General features: G+C 68.8%; 15 protein-coding genes. 4 read left to right on the top strand and 11 right to left on the bottom strand.

Annotated elements, in window-relative coordinates:
- Window positions 1–101: 101 nt before the first annotated feature.
- The 9 genes from VX037_RS00860 to VX037_RS00820 all read right to left on the bottom strand — a co-directional run bounded on the left by VX037_RS00860 (window position 102) and on the right by VX037_RS00820 (window position 5,852).
- The gene (locus tag VX037_RS00860; protein ID WP_235725020.1) at window positions 102–398 is read right to left on the bottom strand and encodes a WXG100 family type VII secretion target; all 297 of its coding nucleotides are present in this window, start codon (window positions 396–398) and stop codon (window positions 102–104) included.
- 91 nt (window positions 399–489) lie between these two features.
- Window positions 490–813 (bottom strand): WXG100 family type VII secretion target, encoded by a 324-nt coding sequence (locus tag VX037_RS00855; protein ID WP_235725019.1) that lies wholly within the window; start codon window positions 811–813, stop codon window positions 490–492.
- Between the two features lie 126 nt (window positions 814–939).
- Window positions 940–1,755 (bottom strand): ESX secretion-associated protein EspG, encoded by an 816-nt coding sequence (locus tag VX037_RS00850; RefSeq protein WP_328712898.1) that lies wholly within the window; start codon window positions 1,753–1,755, stop codon window positions 940–942.
- Between the two features lies 1 nt (window position 1,756).
- Window positions 1,757–2,806, bottom strand: coding sequence for a PPE domain-containing protein (locus tag VX037_RS00845; protein ID WP_328712897.1), 1,050 nt, complete (start codon window positions 2,804–2,806; stop codon window positions 1,757–1,759).
- A 50-nt stretch (window positions 2,807–2,856) separates the two neighbouring features.
- Window positions 2,857–3,162: a PE family protein gene (locus VX037_RS00840; RefSeq protein ID WP_235725016.1), complete on the bottom strand. Its 306-nt coding sequence runs from the start codon at window positions 3,160–3,162 to the stop codon at window positions 2,857–2,859.
- A 70-nt stretch (window positions 3,163–3,232) separates the two neighbouring features.
- Window positions 3,233–4,558, bottom strand: coding sequence for a hypothetical protein (locus VX037_RS00835; protein ID WP_235725048.1), 1,326 nt, complete (start codon window positions 4,556–4,558; stop codon window positions 3,233–3,235).
- Window positions 4,559–4,611: 53 nt separating this feature from the next.
- Window positions 4,612–4,920, bottom strand: coding sequence for a hypothetical protein (locus tag VX037_RS00830; RefSeq protein ID WP_235725015.1), 309 nt, complete (start codon window positions 4,918–4,920; stop codon window positions 4,612–4,614).
- Window positions 4,921–5,057: 137 nt separating this feature from the next.
- Window positions 5,058–5,384 (bottom strand): YbaB/EbfC family nucleoid-associated protein, encoded by a 327-nt coding sequence (locus tag VX037_RS00825; RefSeq protein WP_235725014.1) that lies wholly within the window; start codon window positions 5,382–5,384, stop codon window positions 5,058–5,060.
- A gap of 9 nt (window positions 5,385–5,393) precedes the next feature.
- A complete protein-coding gene (locus VX037_RS00820) occupies window positions 5,394–5,852 on the bottom strand; it encodes a hypothetical protein (protein ID WP_328712895.1) in 459 nt (152 codons plus the stop codon).
- Window positions 5,853–6,188: 336 nt separating this feature from the next.
- On the opposite strand from VX037_RS00820, the gene VX037_RS00815 reads away from it, so the two are divergent.
- The gene (locus VX037_RS00815) at window positions 6,189–7,388 is read left to right on the top strand and encodes a CaiB/BaiF CoA transferase family protein (protein WP_328712893.1); all 1,200 of its coding nucleotides are present in this window, start codon (window positions 6,189–6,191) and stop codon (window positions 7,386–7,388) included.
- A gap of 154 nt (window positions 7,389–7,542) precedes the next feature.
- Entirely contained in the window at window positions 7,543–9,096 is a 1,554-nt protein-coding gene (locus VX037_RS00810) for a MinD/ParA family ATP-binding protein (protein ID WP_328712891.1), read from the top strand.
- A gap of 13 nt (window positions 9,097–9,109) precedes the next feature.
- On the opposite strand, the gene VX037_RS00805 is transcribed toward VX037_RS00810, so the two are convergent.
- Complete coding sequence (locus tag VX037_RS00805; RefSeq protein WP_235725012.1) at window positions 9,110–9,790, bottom strand: DedA family protein; 681 nt, start codon at window positions 9,788–9,790, stop codon at window positions 9,110–9,112.
- Between the two features lie 253 nt (window positions 9,791–10,043).
- Here VX037_RS00805 and VX037_RS00800 point away from each other — a divergent pair, with 253 nt between their 5' ends.
- A complete protein-coding gene (locus VX037_RS00800) occupies window positions 10,044–11,123 on the top strand; it encodes an alpha/beta fold hydrolase (RefSeq protein ID WP_328713038.1) in 1,080 nt (359 codons plus the stop codon).
- Between the two features lie 53 nt (window positions 11,124–11,176).
- Window positions 11,177–11,704, top strand: coding sequence for a TM2 domain-containing protein (locus VX037_RS00795; protein ID WP_235725011.1), 528 nt, complete (start codon window positions 11,177–11,179; stop codon window positions 11,702–11,704).
- Between the two features lie 62 nt (window positions 11,705–11,766).
- Here VX037_RS00795 and truA read toward each other — a convergent pair whose 3' ends face one another.
- Window positions 11,767–12,594, bottom strand: coding sequence for a tRNA pseudouridine(38-40) synthase TruA (gene truA, locus VX037_RS00790; protein ID WP_235725044.1), 828 nt, complete (start codon window positions 12,592–12,594; stop codon window positions 11,767–11,769).
- Between the last annotated feature and the right edge of the window lie 60 nt (window positions 12,595–12,654).

The following is a 12,654-nucleotide window of genomic DNA, read 5'->3' as shown; positions in this document are numbered from 1 at the left end:
GCCGATGACGGTGCGCCGCCGAGCCCGACAGACACAGCGAGGAGGGCCCACCGGCACAGGTGGCCGGTGAGCCCTCCCCGGGTGTGACCGTTCGGGTGTGACTATCCGTGGAACGAGGCGCCGACGGACCGGTCGGTCTGCATCATCCGCTCCGCGGCGTTCGAAACGCCCTGGCCGAGGCCGCTCAGCTGGAGTCGCGCTTCCTCGAACAGCTTGTCCCAGTGCGCCTGAGCAACGCGGTAGGACTCGGCGCCGTCCTGCGAGATCCAGTTGCCGCCGAGTTTGTTGACCTCGCTCTTGAGCTGGTCGGACAGGTGTCCCAGCGCGGCGAAATGGCGATTGAGGTCGCCGGACAGCGTGTCCAGGCCGGCGAAGTCGTACTTGATGGGTTCAGACATGGTGGCTCCCCCTATTGAGGTATCAGTCCTGATGAGATTGGGCTGATGAGATATCGGCTGATGGGATGTGGGCGTACGCAGCGTCGGTGGATCAGAGCTTGAGGTGACCGACGCTCGACGTGATCGCCTGGGCGATGTCCTCGTCGTGCTCCGCGTACCCCTTGAACCCGGTCGTCAGTTTGCCCTCGATCTCGTCGAGCGCCGCCTGTAGTTTCTGCGCCGTCCCACTCCAGTCGGTCTGGGTGGTGTTGTAGGACTTGGCTGCAGTGCCGCCCCACGTGGCCATGCCACTCTGTGCCGAACTCTCGATCTGCCGCAGAATGCCTCGCATCTGTTCGACGATCCCCGCGATCGACTGCGATGACGCCTGTGCGGCAACAACATCGAGATTCAGTCCCGACCCTTCACCGGCCATGCTTGTTCTCCTTCTGTGTTTCGGCACCGCACGGCGATGCCCCGGTGGTATCCGCGGAAAAGTGGCCCGCTCGCGATGCTCCCGGCGCCGGCGACACAGATACCCTGACTATTTCCTCCGTACGGTTCACGGCATCCACCGCCCGTCGGGCAGCGTCTCGATCAGCAGGCCGACGGCCTGCGCGATCCGGTGAGCGCCACCCGGCGACAGCGTGGTCCACACGCGCCCGTCCGGAGACTTGCTGGGACTGGCGACGACTCGTCCACGCTCGGTGTCGAAGATCGCCAGTGCACCGCAAGATTGTGTGCTGCCACTGCTCGACCAGGAGACCGCGACGATCTCCGATCGGGTGTGGCAACGGGTCAATGCCGAAGCGAGCACGACCGCGTCGGAGCCGACAGCCCCGAGTGCATGCAACGCGTCGGCGATGTCGTTGGCGCCGTGGCAGTCGGTGAGCCGCTCGGTCAGTTCCGCCGCCGGAGCGCTGAGGCCGCCGAACTCGAGCGGTTCGACGACGTCGAGTTCGCGCGCCAGCAGCGACCCGACCTCGGATTCACCGGTGACGGTCACCAACCGGAGATCCACATGCTCACCGGCCCGGCGCGCGATGACATGGTCGTGTCCGCTGCGCGCCACGCACGTCCGCCGAATCTCGGCCGCACCCGTACCCATCGTGCGGATCTCCAGCTGCCGCTCCGGTGTTCTGAGCACCCGCAGCGCGGTGGCCAGCCAGGCCACCGGCTCCCCGGCATCGATGAGACCGCGCTGCGCGATCTCGCGATCGGCAGCGGCGCGGATGGCATCGAGGTCGTCGCCATCGGCATGCGTGGGCCAGAGGTCGAGCACGACCGGCCAGGTCTGCACGTCGATGTACTCGCCCAGTCGACGCAACACGTCGACGTCGAGGCGGGCGGCCGGGGCGTCGGCGCTGAGTTGCCACATGTCAGAACCCCTTCCCGTGCTCGAGCGACAGTGTCTCGTCCAGGTAGCGACGGTCGAGGGTTCGACTGTCGGCGAGGTCCTGGGTGTGCGCCACGGCAGGACTCTGCGCCATGGCCACATCTGCCCAGGTGGCCAGAGGTTCGGCTTCCACCTCTGCGGCCGCCGCTTGTGTGTCGGGTTCGGGCGCCGACGGCCCGCGGGTGACGAACCGATCGGCGCTGCCCGCACCATGCGGTGACATCGGTGGGGCCAAGGGCCCCGCGTGCGGAGACGGCGTGGGTTGGCTCGCCGGTGCCGTCGACGTGGTGGGCGCGGGACCTCCGCCGGCCAGGATGGTGGGCGCGTAACCCGTCTTCTCCGGAGGCGGCATCACCATGCCCGCCAAGGGCAGCCCGACAGGGGCCGTCGCCGCCGCGATGGGCGCCGGTTGCGGCTGGGGTGGTGCCGGTGCGGCCGCACGGGACGCGGCTTCCCGTGCCGCCCGCTCGGCGGCAAGTGCTTGCCCCGATACTAGGTTCGGTGCAGGAGCGGCGCCGCCCCACGGAGTCGCCGCCGAGTCCGATGCGGCCTCGTAGGTCTGCATCACGCGAGCGGCCCGCAACCGCTGGTCGTGCAGAGCACGTTCTGCCTGGGCGGCGGCGCCGACGAGCGCCGGTGCGACTGCGGCGATCGTGCTCGCAGTACGCATCGCCTCCTCGGCCAGGTCGACCTCGGCCAGATTCGGCATCGTCATCCGGGCGACGGTCACCGCGGCCGCCTGCGCCTCGGCACGGGCGGCGTTGCGGCCCGCGGCTGCCGCGGCATCGGCGAACCATGGCGCCAGGCGACCCAGGGTCTCGAACGACTCACTGGTGTGCACCGACTCCCAATGGATGCCGAGCGCAGCCAGAATGGTCCCGTATTCGGCTGCCGCAGATGCCAACTCGGACGCAACACGACTCCACGCCAGCCCCGCCTCGGCAAGCGGGGCTGGTCCGGCGCCATCACCGAGATCCGAGGCGAGTTGCTCGGTGGTGCGGGCGTCCCAGACGACACCGGTGAAGCCGGTCACTGTCACCTCTCCTTCCTGGCGATGATGGGTGGGCGGTCTGTCAGGTCACGTCAGATGCGGAAGCCTGCTGCGGCGTCGTCTTCGCCGCGGGCGTATCCGTCGGCTTGGGCACGAAGCAACGCCGCGATCTTGCGGAGCTCCTCGACGCCCTTCGCGGAATCCGTCGCGAAGGTCTCGGCCACCGAGTTGAAACTCGTCGCGGACACCTGCGATACCTCATCGCGACCGGCCGCGGGGACACTCAGGGCGGGCACGGCACCACCCAGGGAGGTCTCCAGTCGCTCGGCCAGGCGGTCGAGTCGGCCCGCCGCCGTGACGAGTTCGGTGGGGTCGACGTTCAAGTGCGAATCTGCCATGTCTTCCTCGTTCTGGTCGGTTCGGTTGGTCAGTGCGATGCGCAGGCCGGTGAGCTCGGGTCGACGACGCCTACGAGCTGTCCGACGGATCGGGTTTCGGGTTCGACGGCGGGCCCAGTCGCAGTTCGATGTCCGGAGATGCCGAAGCCGCAGGCTGGTCGTCCTCCTGACCGATCACTGCGGGCACCACATCGGGGACCTCGCCGACGACCCGCTGGCCGTTGTCCTCGGTCACCAGATAGTCCGGAACCTGATGCTCCTCGGTACCCGCGCCCGCACCCGCGCCGCGAGCGGCGCCGGCGCCGGCCATCGGAGCCATCGATGCCGGCATCGCACCGGTGGAGGTCACCGCGCCCCGGGGGGTGGTGGTCGGGCCCGATGCGGCCGGCTCGGTCATCCCGACCGAAGGGGTCATGAACGGGCGGGGCGCCAGCGGAGTCGACGCAGCGCCGACCGCACCGACACCACCTCCGCCGCCGACGCGGCCCTTGCCGCCGGAGCCACCGGCTCCACCACCACCCGGACCACCTGGCCTACCGGCGAGCCCGGCAGCCGCTGATCCGGGCATCGGATCTGCCCGTGCCGCCGACAGCATCCCGGACACCGGTGACGCGATCATCGACGGCAGCTCCGACGCCGACGACACGGCCGGAGAGACCCCGTCCAGCACCGCACTGGCCACGGCGAACGGCGATTGCGTCGCGCCGGCGGTGGTGGGTGCACTGGTGACCGGTACCTGCGCGCCGTTCGCCGTCATCTTCGCGGTGGGCGCGAGTAACTGTGCGCGCGTCACCGCAACCTGGGTGGTCGCCTCGGCGAGACCTTCGGAAGCGAACGCGACCGCCAGCCCCTGCCCGGGCGGGGTCATGATGATCGGAACCGTGCCCGCGATCTTGGCGATGGTGGCCGCGATGATCGCCTGCACCGCGGCGAGACCGGCCCCGACAATGCCCGCAGCGGCCTGGATGTCGATCGACATCCCGGTGCCCTGGGTGGACACATTCGCGGTATCTGCCGTCGCGACCGCCGATTTACCCACCGCGGCGGTCGACGCCGTGCCGGTCCACAGCTTGTCGAGCGCCTTCACCGCTCCCGATCCCATCGACATGCTGGTCTGCAGCACCTTCGACAGTCCTTCGAAGATCGCCGACGGGTCGAAGTCGGCGCCCGACAGGTTGCCGGTACCGAAGCCACCGAGGAGGTCGGTCAACGGCTTGATCAACAGGGTGATGTCGATCGGCGGCAGCGGCGGCAGCCCTGGCAGTGGGGGTCCTGGCGGCGGCATCGGGGGCAGAGCCGGCAGACCGTGGCCCGCGAGCACGTCGGCCACGCTGGTGTCGAGGATCGGGCCCAGCGGAGATGCATCGATCATCTCCTGCACCGTCATGTGCATCATCGCCGGCACATCCGGCACCGTCACCGGCAACGGCCCGGGGTCTCCGACGCCGGTCACAGGACCGATCGGATGGTGGCCGCGGAATCGCCGTCGGCGCCCTGCATCTGGGCCAGGCCGGCGAAAGTCGCTGCGGCGCTGCCCGCATGCACGGCCGCGAGGTTGCCGACCGACAGCAGGTGGTTGGCCTGCGCGACGATGAACGAGGCCAGGAACTCCTGGCCGATGAGACCGAAGACCGGGACCATCACCGCGGTGTTGGCCGCCGCGTTGATCGATCCGGCGGCGCCGACCGCAGTCGCCATGGCCGCGCTGGTCGCCCCGAATGCCTCGACCGCTTCCGGCACGACTGTCACGTCACTCATCGCTGTCCCTCCCAATTCACCGCTGTGACTTGCTTGCGCGCTCTCGATGTCGAGCGCAGCCGCCGCGATTCCCTCTTTGGACGCAGCGGCGTCCGATTCGGTTCCACTCTTGCGAAAGTTTTTCTCGGTCGTGCCGGCTAGTCGGTCCGTGGCCGGGAATTCACCAGGTCACCGAACGACTCGTTGAACTCCTCGGTGATCGACGCGCGCTTGGCGAATGCCCGCTGAGCCGCCAGCGCGGCGGTGGCGACGATCTGCTCGCCGAGGCGCGGCCCGCCCATCTCGTTGGCGCCGGGGGCAAGCCACAGACCGGTGAGCGCTCCGACACCGTCGACCTCCACGGTCACCAGATCGTCTGCCGACGTCTCGCGCACCGAGATCGCCGCGTAGCGCTCGTTGAGCTCGTAGAGACTGTTCAACTGCGCGTGTGCCCGGGCCTCGAGTTCGTCCATCGCCCAACTCATGGCGTCCCCCTACCCTGACCGCAACCAGGACGCCGGGGCGTCGAGGTCATGGTCGTCGAGTTGCTCGGCACGTGCGAGATCATCAGCCCGCGGCAGCTTCATCGCATCCACCACGTCGCGTTCGACACCCGAGGCGATGAGCTGCTCGCGCAGTCGGATCCCGGCGGCCATCGCGGATTGCCGACACAGCCGCAGGATCTCGTCGGCCACGACCGCGGGTTCTTTGTCGAGTGCCGACTGATCGATCCGCACCGAGACGGGCAATCCCTGCGGCGTGGTGATCACCGCCAGGGAGCCGGAACGTGAGCGTGCGCTCGACAGCGCCTGCGCGGCGTCGGCCGTCTGGTCGTCGCCGGTTGCACCTCTGCGATCTTGGGCGACCCCGCCATCGAGCGCTTCGTCATCCGCGTACCCGTCGTGCTGATACCCGTGGTTCGCGTCCCACTTGTGGTGACCTGGTGCGGTCATGGCGACTCCCCCTTCCGGACCCCATCCTGCTGACACTTGGACGCAGCCCGGCCGCGATCGGTTCCCACGATCGACGATGTGGCGATACGAGTCCCCCGACCAACCGTGCGCACGCCCGCGGGTGCACAACAATTCGACCGACGCGTCATAGCGACCGGTCGCCGACGACGATCCTGCCATACCAGCCCGTCACCGCCCACCCAACACTCGGGTTTGCGTTCGTTCGAATGACCTCGCCGACGACCGCACAGCCGTACGCGGCCGCCTCGGCGCCCCACTCACATCGCCTCGGACCGGATCGGCGATGCTGGCAGTGTGACGCACACCGACACAGACGTGCCCGGCGCACTAGACGGGCTCCGAGTCCTCGAGCTGGGCACACTGATCGCCGGTCCGTTCGCGGGCCGGCTCCTCGCCGACATGGGTGCCGAGGTGATCAAGGTCGAACCACCCGGGTCGCCGGACCCCATCCGCACCTGGGGCCAGGCCGAAAAGGACGGCCAACGAGTGTACTGGACGGTGCACGCGCGCAACAAGAAGGCGGTCACCCTCGACCTGCGCGCTCCGGCCGGCCGGGCGGTCTTCCTCGAACTCGTCGAGGTCGCCGACATCATCGTCGAGAACTTCCGCCCGGGGACGCTGGAACGGTGGGAGCTCGGCTACGACGTCCTCGCGGACCGCAACCCCGGCATCATCCTCACCCGGGTATCCGGATACGGCCAGACCGGTCCGGCCGCGACCCGGGCCGGTTACGCGTCGGTCGCCGAGGCGGAGAGCGGGTTGCGTTATCTGAACGGATATCCCGGGGAGGCGCCCCCACGCCTCGCGCTGTCGCTGGGTGACACCCTGGCCGGGATGTTCGCCGCCCAGGGCACACTTGCCGCGGTGTATCGACGCACCGTCACCGGCCGCGGGCAGATCGTCGACACCGCGTTGACCGAGGCGTGCCTGGCCGTTCAGGAATCCACCATCGCCGATTACGACCTCGCCGGGGTGGTGCGCGGCCCCTCGGGCACCCGTTTGGACGGCATCGCCCCCTCCAACCTGTATCTGGCGGCCGACGGCCTGCGCGTGGTGATCGCCGCCAACCAGGACACTGTCTTCGGACGGCTGTGCGGCGCGATGGGCCGGCCCGAACTGGCCACCGACGAGCGCTTCGTGGATCACCGGGCCCGCGGCATCAATCAGGATGAGCTCGACGAGATCATCGCCGACTGGGCATCGCGGCACACCAGCGAGGAACTCATCGACGTCCTGAGCGCCGCCGGCGTCGTGGTCGGGCCGGTGAACACGGTTGCCGAGGTCGTCGCCGATCCGCAGATGCAGGCACGCGAGATGCTCGTTGCCCACCATGACGAGCGGCTCGGCCGAGACGTCCTCGGCCCAGGGATCGTGCCGAAGCTGTCGGAAACGCCGGGCCGGGTGCGCTCGGCCGGGCCACCGCGACCGGGCACCCACAACGACGAGATCTATCGCGACCTCCTCGGCCTGGACGACGCCACGATGGCGGACCTGCTCCGCGACGGTGTGATCTGATGCACGATCCTCGGCTAGCGCACAAGCGATGAGGCGCGACAGCGAGCGGGGAGTCTACATCGCCGCATTCGGCGGGTCGGAAAGTGTTCGTTAGACTCGTCAACGCGCGATGGAACTGCCACCATCGACCACCTACAGGGGGACCTTTTCTCACATGACGTACGACGACTCCGGAAGTTTGGACAATTCCGGTGTGCCGGCGCCCCCTCCATGGCTCCAGTTCGCCGAGCCGGAGCCGACCGAGGCGCCCGCACCGGCCCCGAGTCCCGAAAGCGCGCATCGTCAGCCCGATGTACCGCCGGACCGGCAGGACAACGGTACGGCTGCCGCCGCGGGCGCGCCTGGACACGGCGCCCCGTTGCCGCCGACCACGCCTCCTCCGCCTGGCACCACCCCGCCGAACGGAGCTGCGCAACCGCCCGGTGCGCCACCAGCCCAGCACACGCCTTCGGCCGGCCCGATGCCCGCGACCGACCCACCGGGCCCTCGCGGTCCCATGCCTCCGGCCGGCCCGCCGCCGCCGTCCGGCCCACAGCCGCCGTCCGGCCTACAGCCTCCGCACGCGCCGCATTCCCCGAATTCCGCCGCCGCGCCGCAGGGCCCACCGAACTCCTTCGGTGCCCCGCCCTGGCCGGACGCGCCCGCACCCGTGGGTCCACCCCCACAGCCACCGGCCGGACCGCCGCCCGGTCAGCCGCCGATGAACCCGGGCGGACCGTACGGCGGCTACCCGATGGGACCGCCCGGATACGCCGACCCGCAGTCGGGCCCGGCGCTCGATGAGGTCGCCCTCATCCGCAAGGCCCGGCGACCACCGAGCCGAGGGTGGCGGCGCGCCGTGCACACCATCTCCGCCGGAACGATCAATCCGGGTGAGTCGTCGGCCGACGTCGAGTACAAGCGGCTGCTGGAACGCGTCAATCGGCCGGTCCGCGGCGACTACCGGATCGCTGTGCTGTCGCTGAAGGGCGGCGTCGGCAAGACCACCACCACCGTCGGCCTGGGTTCCACCTTCGCGTCGCTGCGCGGTGACCGGGTCATCGCCGTGGACGCCAATCCCGACCTCGGCACCCTGGCGCAACGCGTGCCCCAACAGACCCGCTCCACGGTGCGCGACCTGCTCGCCGATACCAACGTCTACCGGTACTCGGATGTGCGGGCGCATACATCTCAGTCGCCGAGCCGTCTCGAAGTACTCGCCTCCGAGCGGGACCCGGCGATGGCCGAGGCCTTCAGCGAAGAGGAATACCGCGGGGTGATGCGCATCCTGCAACGCTTCTACAACATCATCATCACCGACTGCGGCACCGGATTGAGCCACTCCGCGATGGGCGGGGTGCTCGACCTCGCCGACGCCATCATCCTGGTCAGCTCGCCGGCGATGGACGGCGCACGCAGTGCCGGGGCGACGCTCGACTGGCTGGCCGCCCACGGCTACGCCCATCTGGTGTCGCGCGCGGTGGTCGTGTTGAGTTCATCGCGCCCGGGCGCCTCGACGATCGACACCGATCAGCTGGGCCAGCACTTCCTGACCCGATGTCGAGCGGTGCACAAGGTCCCGTTCGACGATCATCTCTCCGAAGGCGCCGACGTGGATCTCGACCTGGTCAGTAAACAGACCCGACGCGCCTTCGCCGAACTCGCCGCCACGATCGCCGATGACTTCTCATCGGTGCCCACCGACCGCGACGAGCCGTTCTACCAGTAGCCGGTTGGCGGACCTACGACGTCGGTTTCTCGGCGGCGGGCTCGGGATCCGGCTCTTCTGGCACGGGTTCGGCAGCCCCGTCCTGCGACGTTCGGCGCCCGTTGCGCCAACGCCGCGCGAGATGCAGGGCGGTCGGCACCACCACGGTGAGCACCGAGGCGATGATGAAGACGTCGAGGTGGTCGCGGATGATCGAAACCTGACCGAGGAAGTATCCGAGCGTGATGATGCCCGCCGCCCACGCGAAACTGCCGAGAACGCTGAACAGTGTGAAGATCCGGTACGACATCCCGGTGAACCCGGCCACCAGCGGCGTCAGGGTGCGCACGATCCCGATGAACCGGGCGAAGAACACCGTCAGCGCACCGAACCGTTCGAAGTACCGGTGTGTCTTGGCGAGCGGTTCGGGACCCACCAACCGCATCAGCCGGCTCTCCACGACACTGGAGCCCAGCCGTCGGCCGATGGCGTAACCGACCTGGTCACCGATGATGGCTGCGGCGGGCACGGCGATGCACAACAACCACAGCGGCGCGAACGGATCCGGTTGCGCGGCAAACACGCCGGCGGTGAACAGCACCGAGTCGCCCGGGAACACGAACCCGATCAGCAACCCGGTCTCGACGAAGACCAGCAGACACAACCCGATCAGGCCGCCCGTGGCGAGGAAGGTGTCGACGTCGAACGGATTCATCACCTCAAGCCTAATGACGTGGGCGAGAGCCCGGCCGCGTGCGGCGCCGCAGCGGCGCCGCCCCCCAGCGTCGACGGACGAAGTTAACTCGATGCAACATGCCGGGCGAAATGTGCCAAACTGCGGTTTACTCATGGGTAAGCACGCCGACGAACGCCGCCGGGCCGACCGGTTCCGCGTACTCGCACGGCGCCCGCAGCCATCACGCAGATGTGATCACCAAGGAGTCACCGTGTCCGGAGCCACACCCCCGCTGGCGGCGGGGTCTCGGAGCCGAACCCACGGCCGCAACGGCAAGAGCCACGCCCTGCGGCCGGTAACCGATACCGAGATCCGCATCGAGTATCACACCATCCACGGGTACCGGCGGGCCTACCGCATCGCCGGCAGCGGACCGGCGCTGCTGCTCATCCACGGCATCGGCGACAACTCGTCGACCTGGGACTCGGTGATCCCCACGCTCGCCCAGCATTACACCGTCATCGCGCCGGACCTCCTCGGCCACGGACGGTCGGAGAAGCCCCGCGCCGACTATTCGGTGCCGGCGTTCGCCAACGGCATGCGCGATCTCCTTGTGGTGCTCGGCATCTCGAAGGTCACGGTGGTCGGCCACTCCCTCGGCGGAGGCGTCGCCATGCAATTCTGCTACCAGTTCCCACGTTTCGTGGAGCGTCTGGTCCTGGTTGCGGCCGGCGGCGTCACGCGGGAGGTCAATCCCGCACTTCGGCTGGTGTCGATGCCGATTGCGCACGAGATCCTCACCCTGCTGCGGGTGCCCGGAGTGGTTCCCTCGTTGCGACTGGCCGCCCGCACCCTGGCCGCGGCACCGCACATCCCCGGTGTGCCGGCCGCCGCATCTCCGCGGCGTCTGCTCAACGACCACGAGGACCTGGTGCGCGTGCTGGGTGACCTCGCCGACGCCACCGCGTCGTCTGCGTTCCTGCGCACGCTGCGCGCAGTGGTCGACTGGCGTGGTCAGGTCGTGACCATGCTGGACCGGTGCTATCTCACCGAACGTCTTCCGGTGTTGTTGATCTGGGGCGACGAGGACACCGTCATCCCCTACCACCACGCCCGGCTGGCACATGCCGCGATTCCGCATTCGGAGTTCGAGACCTTCACCGGTTGTGGACACTTCCCATTCCATGCCGATCCGGACCGCTTCACGAAAACCATCATCGACTTCATCGACCGCAACGAGGCCGTAGTGTTCGATCCGGCGAACTGGCGTCATCTGATGTCCGAGGGCCAGCGACTCGGCGAGTTCGCCGGTGACGAGGAGACGGTGGAGGCGGTGCTCGAGGCGATCGAGGACGAACGCAGCGCCACCTGAACGACCACTACATCCGCGCCCGACCACGCCAATGCCCGTGCGATGATGTGACGGTGAGCCACCCGGGACAGCCGCCGAACGACCCGTACCACGATCCGTACGGATACCCCTCCGGTGATCCGCACGGACAGTACGGCTTTCCGCCGGCCGGCGGACAGCCACCGTCGGCGCCCCACAGCGCGCCCGGAGCGGGGCACCAGCCCTGGGGGCCGGCTCCGGTGAATCCGTATCCGCCGAATCCGTACCTGCCGAATCCCTACGGTTTCGCCCCGATGGGCGGTGACCCGTACGCACCGTACGGTCGCGATCCGATGTCGGGACTGCCGTACTCGGGGAAGTCGAAGGTGGTCGCCGGGTTACTGCAGATCTTCTTCGGCACCCTCGGGGTCGGCCGCTTCTACATCGGCGACAACCAGACCGGCGGCATCCAACTCGGGCTCACGCTGGTCGGCTTCGTGACCCTGTTCTTCTTCATCGGGTTCTTCCTGATCCTCGCGGTGAGTCTGTGGGCACTGGTCGACGGGATCATCATGCTCACCGGCGGCGTGACCGACACGCACGGATATCCGCTACGACCGTGACCGTGTCCCGCCGCCGTACCCGAAACCGCCGCTGACTCCGACCGGGCCCGTCCCGACCACGATCAGCCGCCGCAGCAACCGTCGGCGGTGCGGATGTCGCGGGTGACCTCGTTGCGTGCGGCGAGGTCATCGTCGGCGGGGTAGTCGACGCCGACCAGACACAGTCCGCGCGCTTGCGCCACCGGAATCGCGCTGTTGCGGGTCCGCTCGGTCAATAGTCCGCGACACCAGTCGATATCGCGTCGTCCGTCGCCGACGCTGGCGACAGCCCCGACCAGCGAGCGCACCATCGACCAACAGAATGCGTCGGCGCTGACCCGCGCCACCAGCACCCCGTCGGCGTCGGCGGTCCAGTCGAAACGCTGCAGATCACGGATGGTGGTGGCGCCCTCGCGACGACGGCAGAACGCCGCGAAGTCGTTGAGCCCGAGCAGGGTGGAGGCGGCCGCGTTCATGGCCGCGAGGTCGATCGGACGACGCCAGTGCGCGGTGGTGCGGGCCATGATCGGTTCCGCACCCCAGACCGCGTCGGTGAGCCGATACACGTAATGGCGTCGGAGCGCGGAGAACCGCGCGTCGAAATCCCTGTTCACCCGCTCGACGACACGGACACGGACATCATCGGGCAGCATCTTGGCCAGTCTGCCCGTCAACCGCGACGGGTCGCCGGCAATCGAGCGGGTGCCCAGCGTGGCCTCCGGCACGTCGGTGTGTGCGACCTGTCCGGTCGCGTGTACGCCGGCGTCGGTACGACCGGCGACGGTCAATCGCACCGGCACACGCAGGATGGTGCCAAGCGTTTCCTCGAGCACACCGCAGACGGTCCGTTGACCAACCTGCGATGCCCACCCGGCGAAATCGGTCCCGTCGTAGGAGATGTCGAGGCGCAGACGGCAGAGCCCGCCGTCACCGGATGTGGTGACGGCGGGCTCTGCGCGCTCTGCTGAGTT

The sequence above is a fragment of the Gordonia sp. Z-3 genome, assembly GCF_036233855.1.
Taxonomy (GTDB): domain Bacteria; phylum Actinomycetota; class Actinomycetes; order Mycobacteriales; family Mycobacteriaceae; genus Gordonia; species Gordonia tangerina.
Note: the sequence above shows the minus strand (reverse complement) of the source record. Positions and strands in the feature narration are given on the sequence as shown.

Excerpts from the sequence above, each read along its gene's own strand:
- VX037_RS00840 (WP_235725016.1), bottom strand. The coding sequence starts at position 3,162 with ATGGCAGATTCGCACTTGAACGTCGACCCCACCGAACTCGTCACGGCG.
- VX037_RS00810 (WP_328712891.1), top strand. The coding sequence starts at position 7,543 with ATGACGTACGACGACTCCGGAAGTTTGGACAATTCCGGTGTGCCGGCG.
- VX037_RS00805 (WP_235725012.1), bottom strand. The coding sequence starts at position 9,790 with ATGAATCCGTTCGACGTCGACACCTTCCTCGCCACGGGCGGCCTGATC.
- VX037_RS00825 (WP_235725014.1), bottom strand. The coding sequence starts at position 5,384 with ATGAGTTGGGCGATGGACGAACTCGAGGCCCGGGCACACGCGCAGTTG.
- VX037_RS00830 (WP_235725015.1), bottom strand. The coding sequence starts at position 4,920 with ATGAGTGACGTGACAGTCGTGCCGGAAGCGGTCGAGGCATTCGGGGCG.
- VX037_RS00820 (WP_328712895.1), bottom strand. The coding sequence starts at position 5,852 with ATGACCGCACCAGGTCACCACAAGTGGGACGCGAACCACGGGTATCAG.
- VX037_RS00850 (WP_328712898.1), bottom strand. The coding sequence starts at position 1,755 with ATGTGGCAACTCAGCGCCGACGCCCCGGCCGCCCGCCTCGACGTCGAC.
- VX037_RS00855 (WP_235725019.1), bottom strand. The coding sequence starts at position 813 with ATGGCCGGTGAAGGGTCGGGACTGAATCTCGATGTTGTTGCCGCACAG.
- VX037_RS00860 (WP_235725020.1), bottom strand. The coding sequence starts at position 398 with ATGTCTGAACCCATCAAGTACGACTTCGCCGGCCTGGACACGCTGTCC.
- VX037_RS00835 (WP_235725048.1), bottom strand. The coding sequence starts at position 4,558 with ATGATGCACATGACGGTGCAGGAGATGATCGATGCATCTCCGCTGGGC.